This is a genomic window from Lentibacillus halophilus, assembly GCF_039522485.1.
Classification (GTDB): Bacteria; Bacillota; Bacilli; order Bacillales; family Amphibacillaceae; genus Lentibacillus; species Lentibacillus halophilus.
Map to the genome: position 1 here is coordinate 123,197 of NZ_BAAADM010000008.1, position 23,911 is coordinate 147,107.

The 23,911-nt window shown below is 43.9% G+C and carries 29 protein-coding genes; 23 read left to right on the forward strand and 6 right to left on the reverse strand.

Annotation, left to right across the window (positions count from 1 at the left end):
- Positions 1 to 34: 34 nt before the first annotated feature.
- The 3 genes from ABDZ72_RS02565 to ABDZ72_RS02575 form a co-directional block, all read right to left on the reverse strand.
- Positions 35 to 985: an ABC transporter permease gene (locus ABDZ72_RS02565; protein ID WP_343750980.1), complete on the reverse strand. Its 951-nt coding sequence runs from the start codon at positions 983 to 985 to the stop codon at positions 35 to 37.
- The gene (locus ABDZ72_RS02570) at positions 978 to 1,898 is read right to left on the reverse strand and encodes an ABC transporter ATP-binding protein (RefSeq protein ID WP_343750982.1); all 921 of its coding nucleotides are present in this window, start codon (positions 1,896 to 1,898) and stop codon (positions 978 to 980) included. The genes ABDZ72_RS02565 and ABDZ72_RS02570 overlap by 8 nt, the downstream gene beginning before the upstream one ends.
- A 100-nt stretch (positions 1,899 to 1,998) precedes the next feature.
- Entirely contained in the window at positions 1,999 to 2,208 is a 210-nt protein-coding gene (locus ABDZ72_RS02575) for a helix-turn-helix domain-containing protein (protein WP_343750983.1), read from the reverse strand.
- Positions 2,209 to 2,528: 320 nt separating this feature from the next.
- Here ABDZ72_RS02575 and ABDZ72_RS02580 point away from each other — a divergent pair, with 320 nt between their 5' ends.
- The 3 genes from ABDZ72_RS02580 to ABDZ72_RS02590 all read left to right on the forward strand — a co-directional run bounded on the left by ABDZ72_RS02580 (position 2,529) and on the right by ABDZ72_RS02590 (position 5,049).
- The gene (locus tag ABDZ72_RS02580) at positions 2,529 to 3,716 is read left to right on the forward strand and encodes a CapA family protein (protein ID WP_343750985.1); all 1,188 of its coding nucleotides are present in this window, start codon (positions 2,529 to 2,531) and stop codon (positions 3,714 to 3,716) included.
- Between the two features lie 126 nt (positions 3,717 to 3,842).
- Complete coding sequence (locus ABDZ72_RS02585; protein ID WP_343750986.1) at positions 3,843 to 4,658, forward strand: DUF368 domain-containing protein; 816 nt, start codon at positions 3,843 to 3,845, stop codon at positions 4,656 to 4,658.
- Between the two features lie 70 nt (positions 4,659 to 4,728).
- Positions 4,729 to 5,049 (forward strand): thioredoxin family protein, encoded by a 321-nt coding sequence (locus tag ABDZ72_RS02590; protein WP_343750987.1) that lies wholly within the window; start codon positions 4,729 to 4,731, stop codon positions 5,047 to 5,049.
- A 62-nt stretch (positions 5,050 to 5,111) separates the two neighbouring features.
- On the opposite strand, the gene ABDZ72_RS02595 is transcribed toward ABDZ72_RS02590, so the two are convergent.
- Positions 5,112 to 5,828, reverse strand: coding sequence for a VOC family protein (locus ABDZ72_RS02595; protein ID WP_343750988.1), 717 nt, complete (start codon positions 5,826 to 5,828; stop codon positions 5,112 to 5,114).
- Positions 5,829 to 5,970: 142 nt separating this feature from the next.
- Here ABDZ72_RS02595 and ABDZ72_RS02600 point away from each other — a divergent pair, with 142 nt between their 5' ends.
- The 3 genes from ABDZ72_RS02600 (at position 5,971) to ABDZ72_RS02610 (ending at position 7,438) form a co-directional block, all read left to right on the forward strand.
- Positions 5,971 to 6,243 carry a glutaredoxin family protein gene (locus tag ABDZ72_RS02600; protein WP_343750989.1) on the forward strand — a complete coding sequence of 91 codons (273 nt, stop codon included), beginning with the start codon at positions 5,971 to 5,973 and terminating at the stop codon, positions 6,241 to 6,243.
- A 78-nt stretch (positions 6,244 to 6,321) separates the two neighbouring features.
- A complete protein-coding gene (locus tag ABDZ72_RS02605) occupies positions 6,322 to 6,657 on the forward strand; it encodes a YppG family protein (protein ID WP_343750990.1) in 336 nt (111 codons plus the stop codon).
- A gap of 61 nt (positions 6,658 to 6,718) precedes the next feature.
- A complete protein-coding gene (locus tag ABDZ72_RS02610; protein WP_343750991.1) occupies positions 6,719 to 7,438 on the forward strand; it encodes an alpha/beta hydrolase in 720 nt (239 codons plus the stop codon).
- Positions 7,439 to 7,456: 18 nt separating this feature from the next.
- Here ABDZ72_RS02610 and ABDZ72_RS02615 read toward each other — a convergent pair whose 3' ends face one another.
- Positions 7,457 to 8,365, reverse strand: a complete 909-nt coding sequence (locus ABDZ72_RS02615; RefSeq protein ID WP_343750992.1) for a DMT family transporter — start codon at positions 8,363 to 8,365, stop codon at positions 7,457 to 7,459.
- 377 nt (positions 8,366 to 8,742) lie between these two features.
- On the opposite strand from ABDZ72_RS02615, the gene cshA reads away from it, so the two are divergent.
- The 3 genes from cshA (at position 8,743) to ABDZ72_RS02630 (ending at position 12,419) form a co-directional block, all read left to right on the forward strand.
- Positions 8,743 to 10,257, forward strand: a complete 1,515-nt coding sequence (gene cshA / locus ABDZ72_RS02620; RefSeq protein WP_343750993.1) for a degradosome RNA helicase CshA — start codon at positions 8,743 to 8,745, stop codon at positions 10,255 to 10,257.
- Positions 10,258 to 10,519: 262 nt separating this feature from the next.
- Entirely contained in the window at positions 10,520 to 10,999 is a 480-nt protein-coding gene (locus ABDZ72_RS02625) for a PH domain-containing protein (RefSeq protein WP_343750994.1), read from the forward strand.
- Entirely contained in the window at positions 10,992 to 12,419 is a 1,428-nt protein-coding gene (locus ABDZ72_RS02630; RefSeq protein ID WP_343750995.1) for a PH domain-containing protein, read from the forward strand. Before ABDZ72_RS02625 ends, ABDZ72_RS02630 begins: the two co-directional genes overlap by 8 nt.
- 41 nt (positions 12,420 to 12,460) lie before the next feature.
- Here the strand turns inward: ABDZ72_RS02630 and ABDZ72_RS02635 are convergent, their stop codons facing one another.
- Positions 12,461 to 13,213: a rhomboid family intramembrane serine protease gene (locus ABDZ72_RS02635; RefSeq protein ID WP_343750996.1), complete on the reverse strand. Its 753-nt coding sequence runs from the start codon at positions 13,211 to 13,213 to the stop codon at positions 12,461 to 12,463.
- Between the two features lie 154 nt (positions 13,214 to 13,367).
- Here ABDZ72_RS02635 and acpS point away from each other — a divergent pair, with 154 nt between their 5' ends.
- The 14 genes from acpS to ABDZ72_RS02705 all read left to right on the forward strand — a co-directional run bounded on the left by acpS (position 13,368) and on the right by ABDZ72_RS02705 (position 23,795).
- A complete protein-coding gene (gene acpS, locus ABDZ72_RS02640) occupies positions 13,368 to 13,733 on the forward strand; it encodes a holo-ACP synthase (RefSeq protein WP_343750998.1) in 366 nt (121 codons plus the stop codon).
- Between the two features lie 61 nt (positions 13,734 to 13,794).
- Positions 13,795 to 15,321: an NAD(P)H-hydrate dehydratase gene (locus ABDZ72_RS02645; protein WP_343750999.1), complete on the forward strand. Its 1,527-nt coding sequence runs from the start codon at positions 13,795 to 13,797 to the stop codon at positions 15,319 to 15,321.
- 66 nt (positions 15,322 to 15,387) lie between these two features.
- Entirely contained in the window at positions 15,388 to 16,404 is a 1,017-nt protein-coding gene (locus ABDZ72_RS02650; protein WP_343751000.1) for a LolA family protein, read from the forward strand.
- A gap of 101 nt (positions 16,405 to 16,505) precedes the next feature.
- Positions 16,506 to 17,633 (forward strand): alanine racemase, encoded by a 1,128-nt coding sequence (gene alr, locus ABDZ72_RS02655; RefSeq protein WP_343751001.1) that lies wholly within the window; start codon positions 16,506 to 16,508, stop codon positions 17,631 to 17,633.
- 216 nt (positions 17,634 to 17,849) lie between these two features.
- Positions 17,850 to 18,137: a CopG family ribbon-helix-helix protein gene (locus ABDZ72_RS02660; RefSeq protein ID WP_343751002.1), complete on the forward strand. Its 288-nt coding sequence runs from the start codon at positions 17,850 to 17,852 to the stop codon at positions 18,135 to 18,137.
- Between the two features lie 5 nt (positions 18,138 to 18,142).
- Positions 18,143 to 18,502 carry a type II toxin-antitoxin system PemK/MazF family toxin gene (locus ABDZ72_RS02665; RefSeq protein ID WP_343751003.1) on the forward strand — a complete coding sequence of 120 codons (360 nt, stop codon included), beginning with the start codon at positions 18,143 to 18,145 and terminating at the stop codon, positions 18,500 to 18,502.
- A 321-nt stretch (positions 18,503 to 18,823) separates the two neighbouring features.
- On the forward strand, positions 18,824 to 19,693 hold the full coding sequence (locus ABDZ72_RS02670) for an RsbT co-antagonist protein RsbRA (RefSeq protein ID WP_343751004.1): 870 nt from the start codon (positions 18,824 to 18,826) through the stop codon (positions 19,691 to 19,693).
- A 4-nt stretch (positions 19,694 to 19,697) separates the two neighbouring features.
- The gene (locus ABDZ72_RS02675; protein ID WP_343751005.1) at positions 19,698 to 20,054 is read left to right on the forward strand and encodes an STAS domain-containing protein; all 357 of its coding nucleotides are present in this window, start codon (positions 19,698 to 19,700) and stop codon (positions 20,052 to 20,054) included.
- Positions 20,055 to 20,056: 2 nt separating this feature from the next.
- Positions 20,057 to 20,458, forward strand: coding sequence for an anti-sigma regulatory factor (locus ABDZ72_RS02680; protein WP_343751006.1), 402 nt, complete (start codon positions 20,057 to 20,059; stop codon positions 20,456 to 20,458).
- 76 nt (positions 20,459 to 20,534) lie between these two features.
- Entirely contained in the window at positions 20,535 to 21,542 is a 1,008-nt protein-coding gene (locus ABDZ72_RS02685; protein ID WP_343751007.1) for a PP2C family protein-serine/threonine phosphatase, read from the forward strand.
- An 82-nt stretch (positions 21,543 to 21,624) separates the two neighbouring features.
- The gene (locus ABDZ72_RS02690) at positions 21,625 to 21,957 is read left to right on the forward strand and encodes an STAS domain-containing protein (RefSeq protein WP_343751008.1); all 333 of its coding nucleotides are present in this window, start codon (positions 21,625 to 21,627) and stop codon (positions 21,955 to 21,957) included.
- On the forward strand, positions 21,957 to 22,433 hold the full coding sequence (gene rsbW / locus ABDZ72_RS02695) for an anti-sigma B factor RsbW (protein ID WP_343751009.1): 477 nt from the start codon (positions 21,957 to 21,959) through the stop codon (positions 22,431 to 22,433). Before ABDZ72_RS02690 ends, rsbW begins: the two co-directional genes overlap by 1 nt.
- Positions 22,405 to 23,196 carry an RNA polymerase sigma factor SigB gene (gene sigB / locus ABDZ72_RS02700; protein ID WP_343751010.1) on the forward strand — a complete coding sequence of 264 codons (792 nt, stop codon included), beginning with the start codon at positions 22,405 to 22,407 and terminating at the stop codon, positions 23,194 to 23,196. Before rsbW ends, sigB begins: the two co-directional genes overlap by 29 nt.
- Positions 23,193 to 23,795 (forward strand): SpoIIE family protein phosphatase, encoded by a 603-nt coding sequence (locus ABDZ72_RS02705; protein WP_343751011.1) that lies wholly within the window; start codon positions 23,193 to 23,195, stop codon positions 23,793 to 23,795. The genes sigB and ABDZ72_RS02705 overlap by 4 nt, the downstream gene beginning before the upstream one ends.
- Positions 23,796 to 23,911: the final 116 nt, after the last annotated feature.

Genomic DNA, 23,911 nt, shown 5'->3' on the forward strand with positions numbered 1-23,911 from the left:
TAACACGGCGCGGTTTTGAAAAATGTGTTTGTGTTTAATGGCCGGCAACATCCCGTTTCGTAAAGAACGTCCATGTGACAGCTATGAAAATAACGTAATAAACAGCCAGAACGATGATAGAGAATCCTAAACTCATCCCTTCAAATAAAGGAGATCCGTTTATATACTGATCCATATTCGTGTTGGCAAATAGGATGTATTTTGCCCAGCTATATTCTGAAAGAAAACTGACAATAGGGCTGCCGGAAAGCATCAGGAAAATAGCAATCCCGATTGCCAAAGAGCTTTGCCGGAAAATAGCCGATATCATAAACGCCAATGTTGCCATCATGACGAGTGTTATCAGCTGGAGTCCATACCCTTCTGCCATTTGATTGATAATGGAGACTTGGGTAAATTCACCAGTCTGATTCAAGACCATTTGCGGATCCATTCCATTCACCCCGAAAAGGAGCGCACCGACAAGCCACGAAAAAATGAGCAGAAACAGCAATGTGAACAACGCAAATAATAAAACGGACACATATTTTGATGCGAGAATGGTTGTGCGCGTAATCGGCCGTATGAGCAGAAGCTTAATCGTTCCCCACTTAAACTCATTGGCGATAATTCCTGAAGCAACGATAATGGTAAACAGACTGACCAGTGATAGCAAAAATTTGTGCTCCAATACAAATTGCCAAGCATCATAACTGCGTGGCTGAATGCCATTGTCCAAGTAAAAGTTATTTTTCTCGATTTGATTGGTAGAGAAATCGTGCATTATGTCGTCTTCTTTCATCTGTTCTTTGATCTCCGCGTTCTCATCCTTCAATGTTTGTCGCCAATTGTCACTCTGATATTTTTCTGTTTGTTCCGCTTCAAAGCTTGCAAGAAGGGCGAGCCCAATGACAATTACCCCTAGGAGTATGTACATAATCCATGTTGATTTGCGTATGTACAGCTTGACTTGTTCATTGACCAATAGCTGCAAAAAATTACTCAATCGTATTCTCTCCAATCAGTTCAAAGAATTTATCCTCCAGCGTTGATGATGTCATGGATATTTGAAATAGTTGTATATCGTGTTGAACAAACGTTTGAACAATAGACGGAATGGCGTCACGCTGGGTTTGGATGGTTAACGTATTGCCTGATGAGGAAACGCTCAGGTTGAACTCATTTTTCAAAATTTCCATAGCGTCGTTCGCTGGTTCCGCTTCAATGATCACTTCAGATGACGTTGTTTGTTTCGTTGCTGCCCCAACATCTTGTGTAGCAATCATTTCGCCATTTTTAATCAAGCCGATCCGGTCACACATTTGTTCAATTTCCGATAATAAATGGCTGGAGATAATAACAGCAACATGTTCTTGTTCAGCCAGTTTTCGTATGTACTGCCTGATTTCGCGAATGCCGGCAGGATCCAATCCGTTGGTCGGTTCATCCAATATGAGTACGGATGGCTTATGCAGCAAAGCTTGTGCAATGCCGAGTCGCTGCCGCATGCCTAAAGAATATTTCCCAACTTTGTCATTAATAGGTTTTTCCAGTCCGACGAGCTGAACGATTTCTGAGATACGTTCTTTGGTAACACCAGGCATCATGCGTGCATAATGCTTTAAGTTTTGCCAACCAGTCATAAACGGGTACATTTCTGGGTTTTCAACGATGGCTCCCACCTCGCTGATGGCGTCTTTAAAGTCGGACTTAACGCTTTGTCCCAATATGCGCACGTCGCCACTTGTAATTTTCATCAGACCGACCATCATGCGAATGGTGGTTGTTTTACCGGCGCCATTGGGACCGATGAATCCGAACACTTCTCCTTTATGGATGGAGAAGGACAGACCGTTGATAATGTTTTTGTTGCCGATGTTTTTCTTGACATCGATCAGTTCCATAGCTGTTTCTGACATGAATAATATCCTCCGTTTTCTGAAGTGTCTATACATATGGTGGAACAATGAAACGTATCACTATTAGTCAATTAATGCGCTCTAACCATTACTCCGATTCTTAATCTTCTTCTACTATATATTCCATTAAATCCCCGGGCTGGCACTCTAATGCCTCACACAATGCATCAAGGGTAGTGAAGCGGATAGCCTTGCCTTTTTCATTTTTAAAGATGGATAGATTGGCGGGCGTAATATCTACTAATTCAGAGAGTTTATTGAGTGACATTTTACGCTCAGCCATCATGACATCAAGTTTAATTCGTATCATTTTTAACTCCCTGCTTCGTCTTCATATTGTTTCCAGATTAATATTAACACACTTATTTTTCTGTATTCAATATTAATTTATTGTTTTTCGATAAAATGATATTAAAATGATTGTTTTGTTAAAAGATATTCGTACCCCACAGCAACGATTGTCAAAAGATAGTATAAAGGTTTGGCTGATTAGTGAAACAGTAATGAATACTCGGGGTATTATTCTATCTCGACTATCACTTTTCCAAAGCTTAGATGTGTGCAAATAATGTCGTTTTTTGGCATCAGTCATGTTATCATAAGAGCAAAATGACGAAGGGGTTAAGATACGTGAAACGAAAGTTATCCTTATGGACGTTGATTCTATTTGGTCTAAGTCTTTTATTGGCGGCATGCTCGGGTAACCAAGTGGATGAAACATCAGGATCGGATAAAAAACCTGCCAAAGAGGCGGCAGAACATGAGAAGCCGAAAGAGCCTAACATTACGAAACAAACCATTACTCTTTCTGCCATTGGTGATATGCTGATTCACAGCAGAGTTTACAATGATGCGCGTACAAAGAGTGGAGAGTTTGATTTTCATCCGATGCTGAAGCGAGTGCAACCTTATCTGAACAACACAACGATCACATTTGCGAACCAGGAAACGATGATTGGCGGTGAGGTGTTGGGATTGTCAAATTATCCGACATTCAATAGTCCGCAAGCAGTAGGAGATGCTTTGAAAGAGGCAGGCGTTGATGTTGTCTCACTGGCGAATAATCATACGCTGGATGGCGGGGAAGAAGCCATTCAAAGTGCTATAAAACATTGGGAAAAAATTGATATGATGTATACAGGATCTTATAAGAGTGAATCAGATAGAAACGACGTGCGTGTGCATGAAACTCGTCAAGGTATTTCTGTGGCCTTTTTAGCGTATACATACGGAACAAACGGAATTCCGGTCCCCTCAGGAAAAGGTTACCTCGTCAATCTGATTGATAAAGAGAAGATGAGCAAACGAATCAAAACAGCCAATCAGCAGGCAGATGCTGTCGTTTTAAGCCTGCATTACGGTGATCAGTATGAACGGATGCCGAGCAATGAACAAAAAGACTTGGTCCAATTTGCCGCTGACAACGGCGTCGACGTCGTCTTAGGCCATCACCCGCATGTTTTACAGCCGATTGATTGGATTAAAGGGGAAGATGGTCATCGAATGCTCGCCATTTATTCATTAGGTAACTTTTTATCCGGTCAGGATGAATTTTACCGCCGTATTGGCGGGGTCTTCAAGTTTACAATGGAGAAAACTGTAAAAGGCGGGCAAGAAACGGTTCAAGTGAAGGCACCAAAGTTTCTTCCGACATTTGTGAAATTCCGGAATCAGGCTAATTACGAAGTTGCTCCGATGTACGAGCTGACAAATAACGAACTCGCAGATTCCCAGCAGCACTATCAGGAGATAAAAAGTCATATGTCGCAATGGGTACCGGAGTTGGAATTCATCGAAAAACCGCTGGAGAATGACTGATCTCTACGCGGGTCATGATGGTGAAAGACGACGGACAGACATCATTCCGACGATACGGTCATATGATTGACAAGCATCATTTGATAGGAATGTTACTAAAGTAATGGACAAGGGAGATTTACAATTATGGAATGGAAAAATATTTATCGTGGTGTACTGATGGGAGCCAGTGATGTTATTCCCGGTGTGAGCGGGGGTACCATCGCTGTCCTGCTTGGCATTTATGACCGGTTGATTGCAGCTATCAATGGCGTCTTGAGTAAAAATTGGAAAAAACAATTAGGGTTCCTTGTGCCACTTGGTACGGGAATCGTTATCGCTATATTCTCACTGAGCCATCTGATTAAGTGGCTGCTGAAATATTATCCGCAGCCACTGCAGTTTTTCTTTTTGGGACTGATTCTGGGTATCATACCCTATTTATTTCGCCAGGCGGATGCCAATAACACATTCCGCATAAGACATGTGCTCATCCTGCTTGTTGGTGCGGCCGTCGTTGGGTCGCTGGCTTTAATAGGTGAAAATGAAGGATCGGCTGTTCAGGATCGAACATTAATGACGTATGCTTGGCTGTTAATGGCCGGATTTCTGGCGAGTTCAGCGATGATATTGCCCGGGATCAGCGGCTCGCTTATCTTTCTCATGATTGGTGCCTTTCAAACCGTTATTACCGGCATCAGTGATATGCAGTTGGACGTTATTGCAGCGGTAGGCATCGGCATTGTATTGGGTATTTCGGTTATGAGTAAAATTATTCATTTCTTTTTGGTCCATTACCGTATCGCAACATTTGCCCTTGTCACTGGGTTAGTGATCGGATCGTTGGTGGTAGTATTTCCGGGGTGGCCGGCAACGGTTCCCCTTGTATTGGCAAGTATCGCCACGTTTGCATTGGGACTATCAGCAGCCTACATTCTTGGGAAAGTCGAACATGCGGACTGAACAGATTATAAGACAAATATATGTTTTATAGGTACAATAGAATTAGACGCATAGAAAGAGGAGTGTTCTTATGAATCATATTGAAACTGAAGAACAGTTCAACGACATTATCCAATCGGACAAACCGGTGATTGTGAAAGTTTTTGCAGACTGGTGTCCCGACTGCAAACGTATGGATATGTTTATTGGCGATATTATGGACGAATTCAATCAGTATGAATGGTACGAAGTCAACAGCGATGAAGTGCAAGGCATTGCGCAAAAATATGAAGTGATGGGTATTCCGAGCATTCTTATTTTCAAAAATGGCGAAAAAATTGCCCATCAGCACAGCTCTGATACGAAGACACCGGAGTCGGTAAGTGAATTCCTGAACCAGCAACTGACATAAAGCATCAATTAAAAATCACTCCCATGGTGGGGAGTGATTTTTAATCAAGGAGAGCCGTCCGTCTATCTCAAGACAAAACTCCATGCCTCGGCAAAACGTAACTCGGCATTTTCCAGTCGTGCTGTTTGATGTGTGTAGGGAAGTTGATAAATGGCTGCAAATTCATTCGGATTGTTTATGATCGCATCCAGGGATGATATGTGTTGATCATTGATCATGTTTTCATCCGGCGGTGTATTTTTTACGTCGTCCCATTCGATTAAAAAGGGCCACACATTCTCAGTTGATTCAGATGACGGAAACAGCATCTGCCATTTCAAAAGCTGTCCATCCGACCGTTTTCGGCTTCCCGGGAAGGGTCCAGTGTATGCGATACCCTGAGCATGGAAATGATCGATATATGCATGCATTCGGTCGGTGCGGAGCGCATATTGGATAGTCCCTTCCGTTCCGTTTGAGAGCTTTCCGGCCAGTTGCTGGATTAATGGATTGGTTGATTGGTTTGCAACAGCCCAATCAGCGATGCCGATCCATTCGATATAACAGTCATTGCGGAAGTAGGCGAGATAATTATACGTCCCCCAGTTGGGGTGTTCACTTCCCTGAACGACTGTTATGCCATATTTGTTGGCAAATTCCTGAGCAGCTTGTTCCGGATTATGTGCAGAAATAATAATATGATCGAGTGCAAGCATGGGATTGCCTCCTGTCATTCCTTTTGGCGTCATTTTACGGTTATTCCGGTGTGGCTGGCGAATAATCAGCTCAAACGTCTGCATATTGGTACCATTATCACTATCCTTTGCCGCTTAATACAAATGTAATCTGTTTGTCATATAAGCGTTTTATGCGTTGGAAAAATGGGAAGATAATAAGCGACAACGCATTGCAAAGGGTGTGACCACCAAGGAGGAAGCCAAAGTGAACAATCAAAAGGTTGTTGTCTATATCAGTGATGCCAATAACGATTGCAAACAATTGCTTAGTCAGTTAGATTATTGTCAGATTGATTATGAAACAAAAAATATAACCCAGCATAAGGACCATATGGAACAGCTTCAGGAAAACGGTATTTTTGGCACGCCCGCGACGTTTGTTAATGACCGGTTGATATTGGGGCGACAAATCAATACCATTAAATACGAGCTTGGCCTAAAGCAGCATGAATCATATGGGCGTGCATCGAATGGATAAGGTCTGTGTTTACATGCACGGTTATGTCACCAGTGCATAAACTGAATGTAAGAACAGCTTATAAAAGGGGCGGATTACATGCTGAGGAAAGATACGCCTGATCATCCATCGTTTCAGAACCCCTATCCCCACAGCCCTGTGAATACCGGTTATCCACCGACACCATTTGATGTGTATGCCAAGCCTAAACAACCGATGATGCCGGACCCATATGCAACCAACAACCATACGCCCGGCCAGTCATCTGCATCCGAAAATCTTTTTCATTATTTTCAGGATGATAGTGGTGGAATGGATATTGAAAAAATCATGACAACAGCCGGGCAAGCAACTCAAACAGTTCGTCAGTTGTCCCCGGTTGTCAAGGAAGTGCACTCATTGATAAAGCAAATGACCATTAACACAGACCGTTGACATACAGTTGGACGTGTCCAGAGGGATGTTTGTCAGATTCGGATAAATGAGGAGAATGAGCATGGTCGGTTGTTTAATCATACACGGATATACAGGCGGACCTTATGAGGTTGAGCCGCTAGCAGCCTATTTACGAAACTATACGAACTGGGATGTGCACGTGCCGACACTACCCGGGCACGGCGGAAATCGTGAACTTGATGGCGTATCCTATACAGCTTGGCTTGCATCGGCAGAGAATGCATTGAAAAAAATGAGAGAAAAGACGGATAGACTGTATTTAATTGGTTTTTCCATGGGCGGGATGATTGCAGCCTACTTGGCATCGAGGCATGCGGTTGATAAATTGGTGCTTCTGGCCACATCGAGAAAATACTTGTCATTCCGGCAAATGTCGAAAGAATTAAAGGACATACTTGCGGATGGGGTGAAAGGAAATCTTGGACAAAATGGTTTTTTTAAGCATTATAGAGACAAGTGGCGACGGGTTCCGATGAAAGCGAATCTGGAATTTATTCGGTTGGTTCGATTTACCCAGAGGTATTTACCCCATGTAGAGTCACCGGTATTGATCGTTCATGGGCAGCGCGATATGGTCGTACCATACAAAGCAGCGTTAGATTTGGATAAAGAAATAACCTCTGAGAAGAAGGAAGTGGTGTTATTTGATCGCTCCAGACACTTGATCTGCCTCGGCGATGACAAGGATATGCTGAACGGGATGGTTTATCAGTTTCTGACATCAAAAAAAGCGGCACATATAGAGGAGGCACCGGGATAATGTTCCCTCCTCTATTTTTTACGTTTGCTTTTTCGATAGTGTTACACTCCGTTTTTTTGTTGTGCTCATAATAAACAAAAACAGACCAAATAGAACAATGGTTCCGCCGAGCAACTGAGATGGCGTAACAGTTTCGCCAAGTATGACATAGGCCAGAATAGAAGCCCCAACAGGTTCAAATACGATTCCCATGGAAATGGTTGCTGTACTCAGCCATTTCAAAGCCCAATTGAACAATGTATGGCCAAGAAACGTTGGAAATACAGCAAGTCCGAGAAAAACAAGCCAATGATCGGCCGGATAACCAAAAAATGCATTTTGTCCTATTAGGTTATAAAGAATGAGGGTTACAGAACTGATGCCATACACGATAAATGTATACGTCATTAAGGACAGTCGCTTTCGTGCGCCCTGTCCCATAAGGAAGTAGCCGGTGACCAACACTGCTCCAAGCAAAGCGAGCATGTCCCCCAATAAAGCAGACAAGCTTATTTGAAAATCGCCCCAGCTAATAATGAAGCTTCCTATGATAGCGATAATCATGCTGATAATTGCGCCGTAAGAAAAGCGCTCCTGGAAGCACAGATACGTCCCTAAAAACGCAAAAATCGGCTGCAAGGTAACAAGTACCACCGAGCTGGCAACGGATGTATAATTCAATGATTCGAACCAAACAATAAAATGAAATGCGAGGAAAATGCCAGCCAGAGCGGATAAAATCCAATCTTTTTTGATAATGGAAGAAAATTCATGCCGATATTTCAAAAGGATAACCGGTATCATGAGGATGACGGCCAGCAACAGTCGATAATTGGCAATAATCGCTGCGGGGGCTTGATCAGCGAGCTTAACAAGAACGGCTGACGATGACACCGCAATAACACCGGTTACAACCGCTATATATGGATTAAACGGAGGGATTCGCATCGTTTATCCTCCTTTATCAGTCATTGTTATGCAATCTTGTTTATTCTACCACGCATGATCGGGTTGTAATACCCCTTATAAATAAACATGGGAAAGCCAAAAATGTAAAAAGCGTGGGATAAACAGTATTGAATGCCGTCATCCGTTGAAGATAAAGAAACGTCTCACGAATTAAAGAGTCACGTTATTATCCCTCATTTTAAAAATCATATGAGAAGTAGTGGATATTATTTTAATGGGTGTGTTAGAATAGAGCAGCTGTTATTTTATGGATGAGTTTTTTGGATACGGGCTTTTGTGCAGGAGGGAACGTTTAACAATGAACAATCGAATTATTTTAAAGGCTATTTTGTATAAAGAAGGAGTAGAGTAACAAGGTGACAACATTTAATGAATTAAACATATCACAGCCTATCATGAAGGCATTGGAGAATATGGGTTTTGAGGAAGCGACCCCCATACAGGCAGAGACCATACCGCTAGCTATAGACGGCAATGATGTTATTGGCCAGGCACAGACAGGCACTGGGAAGACAGCTGCGTTCGGCATTCCTATGCTGGAAAAAATCGATGCGAATCAGAAAAAAATACAAGGATTGGTCGTAGCCCCGACAAGAGAGCTGGCTGTCCAGGTTGCCGAAGAAATCAACCGTCTTGGCAAAGGAAAGGGTATCCGCACCATGTCGGTGTTTGGCGGACAGCAAATGGACAGGCAGATCAAGGCTCTTAAAGATGGCCCGCAAATCGTGGTGGCAACACCAGGACGATTGCTGGACCATATGCGCAGAAAGACGATCAGAACAGACCACATTAAGACCGCTGTGCTTGATGAAGCGGATGAAATGTTGAATATGGGCTTCATCGAAGATATTCGAGATATATTGAAGAATATCCCTGACGACAGGCAAACCCTGTTGTTTTCCGCAACCATGCCTAAGGAAATTCGTGATATTGCAACTAATCTGATGAACAGTCCGAAAGAAGCAAAAGTGAAAGCCAAAGAAATGACGGTCAAAAATATCGATCAGTACTTTATTGAAATCCCGGAAAAGCACAAGTTTGATACATTGACGAATCATTTGGATATTTATGCACCGGGACTGGCTATTGTGTTTACACGTACGAAAAAACGTGTCGATGAAGTGACTGACGGCTTACAGACGAGAGGGTTCCGCGCAGAAGGGATCCATGGTGATCTGACGCAAGGCAAGCGGATGTCAGTACTGAACAAATTCAAAAATAACCGTGTTGATGTATTAGTAGCCACCGATGTAGCGGCGCGCGGATTGGACATTTCTGGCGTGACTCACGTTTACAATTTTGACATACCGCAAGACCCGGAAGGTTATGTGCACCGAATTGGCCGAACAGGAAGAGCGGGACGCACCGGTGAAGCCATATCATTTATCACGCCGCGGGAGATGGCTCATTTGCATCTGATTGAGAAAGTGACGAAAAGCAAGATGAAGCGGATGGGGCCACCGACATTTCAAGAGGCAAGACGCGGCCAGCAGCAGGTAGCTGCTGACAAGCTCCGAAAAACGATCGATAAACAGGAATTGCAGGAATATCATGAGACCGCCAGCGAACTTCTGCAGGATCATGATTCCGTGTCGGTTGTTGCTGCGGCTTTGAAAATGTTGACGAAAGAGCGTCGCAATGCCCCCGTGAACATTTCATCCGTTCAGCCGATCAGTGTGAAAAAAGCTCAAAACTCCAGAAATAACAAAGGTGGTAAGCCAGGCAATAAGAAATTTTATGGCAAACGCAGACAGGGCGGCGGCCATAAGCAAGGTGGCCAAGGACGCAATCAAGGTGGTCGCAACCAAGGCGGACGTAACCGCAAAGGAAATGATCAAAGAAATCAAAACAACCGAAAACCAAGCAACTGATACAAGGCTTCTGTGACAACAGACTCTTTCCTTTTGATAGTGAAAACGAAAATAAACACGGTAAATAGCATACGACTTCACCTCGTGGTTTGTATGCTATTTTTAATGTCATAATTACCTAAATACTCAATTACGAAATAGATGAGTCCCTCGATAAATCAGATATTTCCGGAGGCACATGTGATAATGATTCAAATTTTGATATGCTGGCTCATATAAGAGGGGAACGTCAGGTAACGTTTTGAAAACGGAGGGGAATACGATGCGACTGCCACCGATGAACCGGATTGCAAAAGATGCTGTCAGCGCATGGAAAATAACGGCTGCGATATACGTGGGGATACTTTGGCTTGCCGCTATCGCACTGTTCTTTTTGGCATTTTTATATGATATTTCGAATTGGTACGGTGCCATGGCCATTGTTATCAGTGCTCTATGTACATATGTTTTTGTGTTTTTGCTGCCGAATGTACGCTGGAGACGATGGCGCTATGAAGTGTTTGAACAGGAAATCTACATCCAGCACGGAATCCTGGTTGTTTCACGGACATTAGTTCCAATGATTCGTGTGCAACATGTGGACACCCAACAGGGACCCATACTGAAAAAGTACAGACTGGCCAGTGTGCAAATTTCCACGGCTGCCACGACTCATGAAATTCCGGCATTGTTGGAGGAAGACGCGTCGGAATTGAGGGACAGAATTTCTGCGCTGGCAAGGGTGGATGACGATGATGTCTGAGGCGAAACGTTTACATCCTGCGGCTATATTATTTAATCTCATAAAAACAGTGCGTGAATTATTTGTTGTTATTATTGCTGGTTCCATTTCATTTTGGGATAACTGGCTTATTTTTGTACCAATCACAGCGGGCTTTCTTATCTTATTTCTTATTATAGCCATTTTAACATGGTATCGCTATACGTATCGGGTGGAAAATAATGAATTGCGTATTGAATATGGTATTCTCATTCGGAAAAAACGGTTTATTTCAAAAAATCGCATTCAGTCGATTGATTTGACATCAGGTGTTATTCATCGGATATTTGGCTTGACGAAAGTGCAGATTGAAACGGCTGGTACGGGTACAGATGCAGAGGCGTCTCTCAGTGCGGTCAAATTGGCTGAAGGGAAAGCATTAAGACAGGAACTGAAAACGGCGGAACCGACGCAGAATCTTGATGAGAATGCAGTGCATGAATCGGAGGAAGCAGCCAAGCCATCACAGACGATCAGCTTTAAACGGTTGTTTATAGCAGGAACAACATCAGGCAGTGTTGGTGTTATTTTCACATTGGCAGCAGCCGGATTGTCCGAACTGGAACAATTTATACCTGAGTCGGCTTTCAACAGCACCATGAATTGGGTTATCGGTTTTGGGTTCGTTATTATGATTGTGTTGGCTGTTGTGGGATTGCTATTACTATGGTTGCTCGGGATTGCCGGAACGATGATTAAAAATGGGAATTTCACCATTACGAAAAATGACAGTGATTTGTTTATAACGCGTGGCCTTTTGGAGAAAAAACAGTTGACCATTCCTCTGAGACGCATTCAGGCAGTTGGCATTCAGGAAAGTATTATCAGGCAGCCACTCGGCTATGTGACAGTGTTTGCCGAAATCGCCGGCGGATCCATGGATGACAAAGAGGATTTTTCTTCGACCCTTTTCCCGATTATGAAACGGGATGAAGTGGAATCGTTTCTAAAAACGTTTGTGCCGGATTATGCCGGGATTCAACAAGAGCCGACACCATTGCCTAAGCGGGCTCGTAAGTTTTATGTTTTTCGTGCATCAATTCTTTTTGTGATATTGACCTTAGCAACGGGATTCTGGATTCCGCAGTTTATTTGGGTACCGATTCTATTGTTGGCGGGAAGTATGGGTCTTGGGATTTGGCGCCACATGGACGGCGGCTTTCGCCTGGATGGTGACCATGTGATCATCAGGCATCGCTCATTCAGCCGGAACACTGTCATGATGCATCATAAACGGATTCAGGCGTTTGAGAAGAAGCAGCATAAGATTCAGGGCTCGCAGCAACTGGCGACAATGAGATTGTCGATTATAGGAACAATGGGGACAGGTACACACTTTGCCATAAAGGACTTGGAAGAATCGCTCACAGATAAACTGGCAGACTGGTATTCCCGACGTTAATAATGTCAAAAAGGAATCGGTTTATCGCCGATTCCTTTTAATCAGAATATCCGACCGATCAGAGCCAGCAGTACAAGAATCCCAATGGCAATCCAAAGAATGTTTTTGAATAGTTTTTGATTCCGTTGTTTTTTCTGCCAGCGGTTCGGATTAAATTGGATGGAGCCGTCATTGCCATAGTTTCTGTATCGCCATGGTGCATATGGACGAACATTATTCAAGACCATCGGGGCAATGGCAAAGCCACCAATGAATCCGAACACATGGGCATACACATTAATGCCCGGTCTGATGAAAGTCATGACAAGACCGATAATGAAAATGATCGTTATAACCTGGGCGCTGGACTGGTCGATCAAATGTTTCCGAAAAGCAACCATAAATACATAAATGCCGAACAGGCCGTAAATAGCCCCTGATGCACCAACGGACGCATAGATAGCCGGACCCAGCAAAACGGTTGCCAGATTGCCGATAAACCCCGTACCCACATAGGCGAGGATGAACTTCCATTTTCCAAGCATTTGCTCCAAGGCCGGTCCGAATAACACAATGGCAAAGGAATTAAACAAGGCATGCATCAGAGTTTTATGTAAAACCATCGATGTGAACAAACGCCAGTATTCCCCTTGACTGATTAAGAAATTGACCCCACTTCCTAAGCCTTGGATGGTGTTTCCGAATGGTAAAAGACTGTTTAAAAGCCATAGCCCAAGGTTGATAATGACCAGCCAGGAAACGACCGGGTAGAGGTGCATAAATTCTTTGATACTTCGCTCATTCCGTACAAACATCGGCACTTCTCCTTTACCTATACGCATAAAATCGGGTATCATACGGTCAAACGCCATATATTTTTTTATTTTTTACGCGTGATTACTATTAGCTTACTAAAAATGACGGAAACAATGATAACAATATGCATTGGTCGCAGAAAGGTTTGGAACAATGATTATCGGTATTGGAATGGACATCATTGAATTGGACCGCATGGCTGCCGCTATTAAAAGAAATACCCGTTTGCCCGACCGAATTTTGGCAGACAGGGAAAAAGAGGCTTTTTTAGATCTTTCTAATGATCGGCGTCGAACGGAGTATCTTGCCGGGCGGTTCGCTGCCAAAGAAGCTTTTGCCAAGGCATGTGGGCACGGCATAGGGAGGATTCGTTTTCGGGATATCGAAGTTACTCAAAATACCAACGGAGCACCGGAAATGTGTGTGAGGGGATATGAACAGGCTCATTTGTTTGTGTCCATTACACACAGCCGGGAGTATGCAGCAGCACAGGTCGTTATGGAAGAAAAGAACGGTTAGGACATCCTGCATATCTCACAAGGTTGTCTCATATATTCTAGTGCGGGTAGGAGGAAGTAGCGTGTATATTGTCACCGCAGAAGAAATGTACGATATGGATAATGGTGCCATGAACAAGGTGGGCCTGGACGGGAAACTACTGATGGAAAACGCAGGAAGAGCCATTGCCGCGGTTATAAAGGAACGTGTGAAAAACACAGACGTCATCCGCATTTTTGCAGGCGGCGGGAACAATGGCGGTGATGGTTTTGTCATCGGCCGGACCCTTCTGGATGATGGGTATGACGTCACCGTTTATCAGGTTGTGCCGGATGAAAAACTCACCGGTGATGCGCTTTATCATAAACAACGGTTTGAACGTTGCGGTGGAATCGTGTCTATTCTCCAAACATCCTTTGAAGCTGGGCAACTTGCCGGGGAAGCGGATGCTGTTGTGGATGCCATAGCAGGTATCGGTCTGAACGGACGTTTGCGTGAACCACTTGCCTCCATGACAGCGGACATTAACGAGAAGGCGTCCTATGTCTTTTCGGTTGATATTCCCTCCGGACTGCCGGCAAACGAAGGTTGGGATGACTTTGATGCGATACAGGCCAATGAAACAATCATAGCCGGATATCCCAAGATGAGTGCTTTTCTGGAGCGAACCGCCCCTTATTACGGCACTTGGACAGTGGTTTCCTTTGGTTTGCCATCAGTTGTGACTTCTAATTGTTCCAGACGCTCTGTGTGGACAGAAGAGCAGTTCCGCCATACCATGCCGAAGCGAAAGCAGTATTCTCATAAAGGCACACATGGAAAGGGGTTGGCGGCAGGCGGCAGTGCGGAAATGCCCGGATCCATTGCTATGACAGCCAGTGCGGCGTTGCGTTCAGGCGCTGGTCTGATAACAGCCGCAACGGTTAGAAGTGCTATTCCGACTGTCGCCTCCCAATGTGTGGAAGCAACGTATCTTGCGCTTGAAGAGACAGATGGCTTGCTGACGTGTGATCGGCCCATTTCGTTTGATCATTATGATGCAGTTGCCATGGGCATGGGTATGGGAAGGCATGTGGAAGGACGCCGATTTATCCAGGAAGCACTGGAGAAGGCGACGACTCCGCTGATTATAGATGCGGACGGCCTGTACCACGTGAAGGCATTACTGGAATCGTTAAAAAGGCGGTGGGCACCTGTTATTTTGACGCCTCACCTTGGTGAAATGGCTATGCTCGCGGGTATTACTGTATCCGAATTGCGTCAACGTCCATTTGCCTATGCAAAAACATTTGCTGAAAACTACGGTGTCCATCTCGTATTAAAGGGTCCTTTCACCATTATCACGAGCCCCGATGGCTGCCAAACAGTGACCACAGTCGGGAATGCTGGACTCGCTAAAGGTGGCAGTGGCGATGTGCTTTCGGGTGTTATCCTGGCCATGATGATGCAGGATCAGTCCATTATGGAAGCACTAGGCAACGCCTGCTTTGCCCATGGGAAAGCTGCGGATATGCTTGTGTCGGAATCGCATTCGATGTATGATTTAATAGCATCGGATCTCTTGCATGAAATGGTAAACGTCTATCGTACATGCATCGAACAATCGTGACAATACCCTATTTTCCCTGAAAATGTACTCGCAATACGTGAGAAATGAGACAGGGGAGATATATCCATGAAAAAAATGGTAGGTGTCCGGGGTGCAATTCTTTTCGGCCTCATCCTTTTGCTAGCTGCCTGTGGGGAACAGTCTAAGGAAGACGTTCTCGGCAAGCTGGAGTCAAATTTGGAATCCATGGATGGATATAAGGCAAAAGCCGTTATGACAATGACGACCGGGCAGGAAAATCAGACGTATAATATAGACATATGGCATCAAAAGAAAGACTACTATCGGGTTGAATTGGCCAATGAACAAGATGAAAAGGGAAGTCAGATCATCCTGAAGAATGACGACGGTGTGTTTGTTCTTTCGCCGGCACTGAATAAGAGTTTTAAATTTCAAAAAGAATGGCCGGAAAACGGCAGTCAACCTTACCTTTATCAATCGCTCGTCAGTGATATTGCCAATGACGGCGAAGCAACATTCACGACGACTGAGGATCACTATATTTTTAAGACCGAAACGAATTATCAAAGCAACAACAATTTGCCGTATCAAGAGATTTACTTTGATAAAGAGTCCTATACACCGGTGAAAGTAAAAGTGCTTGATAAGGATGAGAATGCACTGGTGCAAGTGGATTACTCTGAATTTAATATGGATCCTGATTTTAATGACGACGATTTTGCTATGGAAAAAAATATGAAGAGCAATAAAGCAAAAGAAACCGTTTCGGGAAAAGACAATGAAGATACATTCACTGTCCTTTATCCGCTGGAGATGGTCGGGTCCGAGCTGGTGGAAGAAAAGGAAGTGGATATGGAAAACGGCAAACGCGTCATTATGTCCTTTTCCGGTGAAAAGAAATTTACACTCGTTGAAGAGAAGCTTGATGTCATTCCAACATCTGCATCATCGCAAATGGTGAACGGGGATATCGTGAATCTTGGACATTCCATTGGGGTTTTATCGGATAACACGATCGAGTGGACAAATAATGGAATGAATTTTATGTTGGCCAGTGATGAGCTGACCAAAGACGAATTGATTCATGTTGCAAAATCCGTTCAAGGCAAAAAAGCGAAGTAACGATGGATGGCAAGCAGACTCATATAGGAGGGGGTCTGCTTTTTTATTTTCTCTTGTTTTTAGGATAGAATAAAAGGAAAAGGCAACGAAGGAGTTTAACGATGGCGAATCATATATATCGCGATACATGGGCAGAAGTTGATTTAACGGCCATTGAACATAATGTAAAGCAAATGAAAGGCAAACTGCCGGATGACAGCTCTATTATCGCCGTCGTGAAAGCAGATGGGTATGGTCACGGTGCCGTGCAAGTCGCAGAAAAAGCATTAAAGTCAGGAGCACAAATGCTGGCGGTGGCCATGCTGGAGGAAGCACTGTCATTAAGAGATTCCGGCTTAACAGCGCCTGTAATAGTGCTTGGATGGGTGTCACCTGAAGATGTTCCGATTGCCGCCGAAAGGGATATTATACTAACGTTTTTTCAGCAAGAATGGCTGCAGGAAGTGAAAAGCTATTCGCTTCCGGCACCGGTGAAAGCACATATGAAATGGGATACCGGTATGGGCCGTATCGGAATCCGTACCACAGAAGAGCTGACTGGGATTCTGAATGAGCTGAACGACACGAATAGGGTGATGATGACGGGTGTTTACACTCATTTTGCCACAGCTGATGAAGCGGATCAGACCTATTTGGAGAAACAATGGCTCCGATTCAAGCATATGCTAGACGCGTTCCGGTCACAATGGAATGCCCCCGTTGCGATCCATATCGGTAATAGCGCCGCTTCCATTCGCTTTCCGGAACAAATGTATGATTATATTCGTTTTGGTATTTCCATGTATGGCTTATACCCTTCCGTCGTCACAAAAAACGAGTGGGATATCGAATTGAAACCGGCCTTTTCGTTGCATAGTCGGCTAATCCATGTTAAAAAACTGGATCCGGGCGAGTCCATTAGTTATGGAGCGGTCTATACAACGACCGATAGCGAATGGATTGGCACCATTCCCATCGGATATGCAGATGGATGGATCCGGCAATTACAGGGATCCGATGTACTGATTGATGGCAAACGGATGCCTGTTGTCGGAAAGATATGCATGGATCAGACCATGATCAGACTAGATAAAGAATACCCAATAGGAACAAAAGTGACATTGATCGGCAAGCAAGGGGACAAAGAAATTGAAACGGACGAAATCGCCGCCCACTTGGAAACTATCAATTACGAAATTCCATGCACCATAACCAGTCGTGTCCCCAGAATATATAAAGACAACAATTGACTGACGTCAGAAGCCGCCTTAACTAACCTTTTATCATGAAGCATAATAATGGCAATATCTCCATAAATATAATGGCAGGGAAAAATTCTTCCAACCAATGGACAGCGTACCCTTTTCTGAAATTTTTCTGATAAGCCTTTGCAAACAAAATGGTACAATGATATGATGAATTGGAATCCAAAAATGATCGTTACAAGTTGTCGGAGGTGCATGGTTTTGTCAGAGAGCTTACAGGAAATTTCTGTACGTTTACCAAAAAATCTGCTGAATGAGGTGGATGGGCTAATGAAGTATGAAAATAGCGATTTGAGCGATTTCATATGCCAGGCTACAAAAAATTATTTGGAACACAAAAAAGAAGAGCATATCCGTCAGTTCCGTGAATCGATGCAGCAAGGCTATATGGAAATGGCTAGTATTAATCTTACCATTGCCTCTGAGGCATTTCAGGCTGAAGAAGAAGCTGAAAAAAATACGTTGCAGCGCTCAGTGATCGGGGTGTAGGGCACGTGATCGTTCAAAGAGGCGAAGTATATTTCGCTGATTTATCCCCTGTCGTTGGATCAGAACAGGGAGGCATCCGTCCCGTATTGATCCTGCAGAATGATATCGGTAACCGGTTCAGCCCGACGGTGATTGTAGCCGCTATAACTGCTCAGATTCAGAAGGCCAAGCTCCCGACCCATGTGGAGATCAGCGCGAAAAAGTACGGTTTCGACCGCAATTCGGTCATATTGCTGGAGCAGATCAGAACATTGGATAAACAGCGGCTGACCGATAAAATTACAAGATTGGATCATCATATGATGATAAAAATTGATAGGGCACTGGAGATTAGTCTCGGTTTGAAGGAAATGTACGATCAATAGGTGATGCCCCCTCGAGCAGGCAGGGGTCTTCCGATATAAAGTGCTCATGAAATGACTCTTCCGGATGTATGGCTGTGATTAAGGCATACATCCGGAAGAGTGTTTTTTATCGGGCTGTCTACCCGAACATTTTGTGTATGACGATGACGGTTTTGTAAAAGAGAAGGGATCGTTGAATGCGCTTTGTGTTATCCATAGCTTTTTCTGTCCATCCCGTGATAATCGAAATTTGCTATGCTTCATGCTAAAATGACATGTATAATAGACTCTTTCTGCTCCATTTACGATAAGTGGATTAACCGGGCGTCTGGAGGGAAAATGTTGGACAAGGATTTTAAATCAATTGTACTGAACAATAGTGATACCATTGTACAGAAATGGCTGGCTGAAATCGATACAATGAAGCGTGCGAACTACAGTGACAGTGTTTCGGAAGAACTATTGGAGAGCACGAACAGAGAATTTGTCAATATCATCTTTAACAGTATAAAGAATCAAGGAGAAACGGAAAAATTACAACAATTTGCGGAAAAACTGATCCATCTTGGCTGGCAGGTGAGTTACATTACAGACGGTCTTCAAGTGTTCAGACGGGTGACCATTGACTTTATTCTTGATCAGTCCGATAAAGTGGACAGCCATTATATTTCCGAGTTGATGCAACAAGTTGACCTTTGGGTGGAACCAGTCATTCGGCAGTTGGTTAATGAGTACTCAGGGAACTGGGAAAATATTATATCATTACAACGGGTGGCTCTTCAGGAACTATCGGCCCCACTCATTCCTGTTATTGATAATATTACTGTTATGCCGCTTATTGGAACGATCGATACCGAGCGCGCCAAGCTAATTATGGAAGGATTGCTGGACGGGGTTATTAAACATAATTCAGAAGTGGTATTAATTGACATTACCGGTGTTCCGGTTGTTGATACCATGGTTGCTCATCATATCATACAGGCTGCCGAAGCGGTTCGGTTGATCGGAGCAACATGCATTCTTGTCGGCATCCGCCCCGAAATTGCTCAAACAATTGTCAATTTAGGCATTGACCTGAGTAAATTTCCGACGAAAAGTTCACTTCGAAAAGGATTTATTACAGCACTCGAAATGACCGGCCGACAAATTGTTGATTCCGGTCAAAAAGATGACTCCATTGAACAGATGATGGATTCCCTCGGTGGAGCGTGATCGCATGCGGATACCTATTTTAAAACTGCATAACTACTTATTGATTTCGATTCAGACCGAAATGGATGACAACACGGCAATTCAATTTCAGGAAGATCTGTTGAGTGAAATTCATCGGACGGGTGCCTCCGGTGTGGTTATTGATTTAACATCCGTCGACATGATTGATTCCTTTATCGCCAAGGTTCTTGGTGATGTTGTCAAAATGTCTAATCTGATGGGTGCTAAGGTGGTATTAACAGGAATCCAGCCCCCTGTTGCCATGACCCTGATCGAACTCGGTGTCCATTTGCAGAATGTTCCTACGGCTTTGGATTTGGAACAAGGACTGCTTAAACTGCGTCAGGAATTGGGGGAATAACGATGGGCCTCCTATCCTGTGTTACTATTAATAATGAATGGGATATTGTCAAGGCGCGACAGCTTGGCCGTGAATGTGCCCGGGACGTGGGGTTCAGCACTGTCGATCAAGCAAGGATAGCAACAGCTGTTTCGGAACTGGCCCGTAATATCTATTTATATACCGACAGTGGCCAATTATGTTTTGAACAGATCAGTCATACTGAACAAAAAGGTATGACCTTAGTGTCGCTTGATGATGGTCCGGGGATGGATGATATCAGTCAAATGATGGAGGATGGCTACTCTACATCAGGTGGCCTTGGTACGGGGCTTCCGGGTGTTAAACGCTTGGTGGATCAATTTGATATTCAATCCGAAAAAGGCAAAGGGACAGAAATAAGGGCTGTGAAATGGACTAGATAATAAATTGAGATATAATGAAGAACAGACATTTGTATCTCTCTTTTTGACTGCTTAAATAAAAGGGGGAGTCAGCTGTATGGATACCCTGAAACCGGACGCAGCGAATTATCAACGTTTATTGAAACATTACATTGCAGCACAAGATGAACAATCGCTATATGGAGCGGAACAAATTAGCAAACAGTTTATTCAAAACAACGTGCCGCCGGAGGATATTGTTAACCTGCATAATCAGGCAATGGCTTCCCTTTATTCGGACATGCCGGCTTATTTCCGCCATTCGATGAATTTTCTTCTCGAAACGATGATTTCCTATGGCGTTATGCTTCAGGAATACCATACACTGAGGGAGGAACAGTCGGAACTTAAGTCAGAAATTGCTGTGGCAGCAAACATGCAGGATACGTTACTGAAAACGACCACCCCTGACATGGAGGGAATGGACATTGGCGTTATCAGTGTCCCTGCTCATCAAATGAATGGGGATTATTATCATTTTGTCACTGGTTCGGATGGTTTGCTCGGGGTGGCTGTTGCTGATGTGATTGGAAAAGGAATTCCGGCTGCTTTATGCATGTCGATGATTAAATATTCTATGGACAGTCTGCCGGAGAAAATTATGCGTCCACAGACGATATTAGAAAACTTGAATCGTGTGGTTGAACGAAATGTCGACGATAGCATGTTCATTACCATGTTCTATGCCCAATTTATCCCATCCGGTGGAACTGTTCGTTATTCGTCTGCAGGACACGAACCGGGTTTTTATTTCAATGCTCAACAAAATACGTTTGAGGAACTTGAAGCAAAAGGTTTGGTGCTCGGTGTTGACCCCGATACAAACTATCAACAGTACGAGCGGGTGCTTCACCAGGGCGACATGTTGATTTTGTTGACGGATGGCGTGACGGAATGCAGGCAAGGGGATCGTTTCATTGAAAGTCAGGAAGTTCTTGATGTGATTGGCCGCTTTTCTCACCTGCCCGCACAGGAAATGGTTGACAACGTGTATAAGCACTTTGAATGGCTACAGGACTTTCACCTTCGTGATGATTTCACATTAATTGTTCTGAAAAAAGTTTAAACGAGGCTTGTCCAGGGTAAAGTTATCTGTTATTCAATGCGATAAAAATAAATGGTCTGAACGAGCACAGGAGGAATGTGAGATGGATTTGACCATTGATGTGACCGATGCTGATAATCAGTCCACTGTTTGGTTATCAGGCGAAATTGATGCTTATACTGCACCGCAGCTTAAAGAGGCATTAGTCCCGTTGACGACATCAGAAGGACATCAGGTAATTGTTGACTTGGAAGATGTAGGCTATATGGACAGTACAGGATTGGGCATCTTTATCAGTGCCTTAAAATCTGCCAAGGAGCATAACAGCAGCATACGTTTGAAAAATTTGCAGGACCGCGTTTTAAGATTATTCCAAATCACCGGTCTTGATGACATTTTTACCATCGATACTGCGATTTGGGGTGGGAATAAATAATGGGAAATTTTGAGTTCAGCGAAATGAGAGTTCCTGCTAAAGCGGACTATGTAGGTATTGTCCGTTTGAGCATATCGGGTATAGCCAATCGCATCGGCTTCACCTATGACGAGATTGAAGATTTGAAGATAGCTGTATCTGAGGCAATTACAAATGCAGTGGATCACGCCTATCAAGAGGGTGATAATGGTGAGGTTTCAGTTGGATTCGGTGTGTATGATGACCGATTGGAAGTCATGGTGGCCGATCACGGTGGAAGTTTTGACTTAAATGATGTTAAAGGGGGTATAGGTCCATATCACAGCTCGGAGTCTGTTGAGAACTTACGCGAAGGTGGCTTTGGTCTTTTCCTGATCGATGCATTGATGGATCGGGTGGAGATTAATAATCATGATGGCGTTATTGTTTTGATGACAAAGTACCTTCATGAAAACGGGGTGGGTCTTGATGACGACCAGATCTCAGCAACACAGTAATAGTCAGGGACAAATATATGAGTGGATCAATAAGTTGCAGCAAAACCCTGATCAAGAAGACATACAGGAGAAAATTATACTGTCCTACGAGGAATTAGTTGATTCCATTGCAAGAAAATACTCTAAAAACAGCAGCATACACGAAGATCTGAAACAAGTCGGCATGATAGGTCTGATAGCCGCTGTAAGACGGTACGATGCCACATACGGTAAATCCTTTGAATCGTTTGCCATCCCCACGATTGTTGGGGAAATAAAGCGGTTCATTCGTGATAAAACGTGGAGTGTGCACGTTCCCAGACGCATTAAGGAGCTGGGGCCGAGAATAAAAAAAGCAAATGATGATCTGACGGCCCGTAATCAGGTTTCCCCAACGATCAAGGAACTGGCAGAGTATTTGCAAGTGCCGGAAGAGGAGATACTGGAAACAATGGAAATGGGCAAAAGCTACAAAGCTCTGTCTGTTGACCGGAAGCTGGAAGCCGATTCGGACGGCAGCACGGTTACCATTCTGGACTTAATCGGCAGTGATGAGGATGATTTTAAGAATGCTGATCAACGTATGCTTCTGGAGAGGATTCTTCCGGTACTGACGGATCGGGAACAAGCAATTTTGCGATGCACCTATTTTGAAAGCATGAGTCAGAAAGAGACCGGGGAGCAGCTGGGTATTTCCCAAATGCATGTGTCCCGATTGCAACGCCGTTCATTGCGTAAGCTCCGTGAAACATTGAATTCCGAACAAGCGGAGGTGCTGGAGTGATCGGTCAAAGGCCCAACGTGATGACAGCGGTATACCAACAAGCGAAAGCCGGGCAGATTGAATGCGGCGACAGTTATTTTTATACCGAAACAGACGAGGAATTCATCTGTGCATTGGCTGATGGTCTGGGAAGTGGCGAATCAGCGAAAGAGTCGGCGGATATCGTTATCAATATTATCAAACATCGTATTTATGCAACGGTGAATCAACTGATTCAGCATTGCAACCAACAGCTTTCGGGCAAACGTGGTGTAGTGGTCGGTTTGTTAAAAATCAATTTCTTCACACGACGTTATACCTTTTCCTCAATTGGCAATATCGGTATGATGACAATCCCTGAAAATGGAGTGAAGAACCGTCATATACCGAATTCCGGCTATCTTGCAGGCTTCCATCAACCGTTTAAAGTTGTTTCAGGAAAACTTGATACTGTCATGAATTTCATTCTTTTTTCCGATGGCGTCAGTGATAGGGACATCACTCAAAACTTCCTGCTGACAAGGAATGTGCAGCAAGTGGTTGATATGTATAGCGCATACAAAAGTGGACAGACACATGACGATGATACGACGATGATTGCTATTCAATATCAAGAGTGAGACCCCGATCGTGCCTATGGTCTTTTTTTATTTGGCAGCTTTTTTGATAGAATGGAAACGGATGTGCATTGTTTGCGTGGTGCATGAGCAGGGTCCTGTATACTGCACAGCCGATT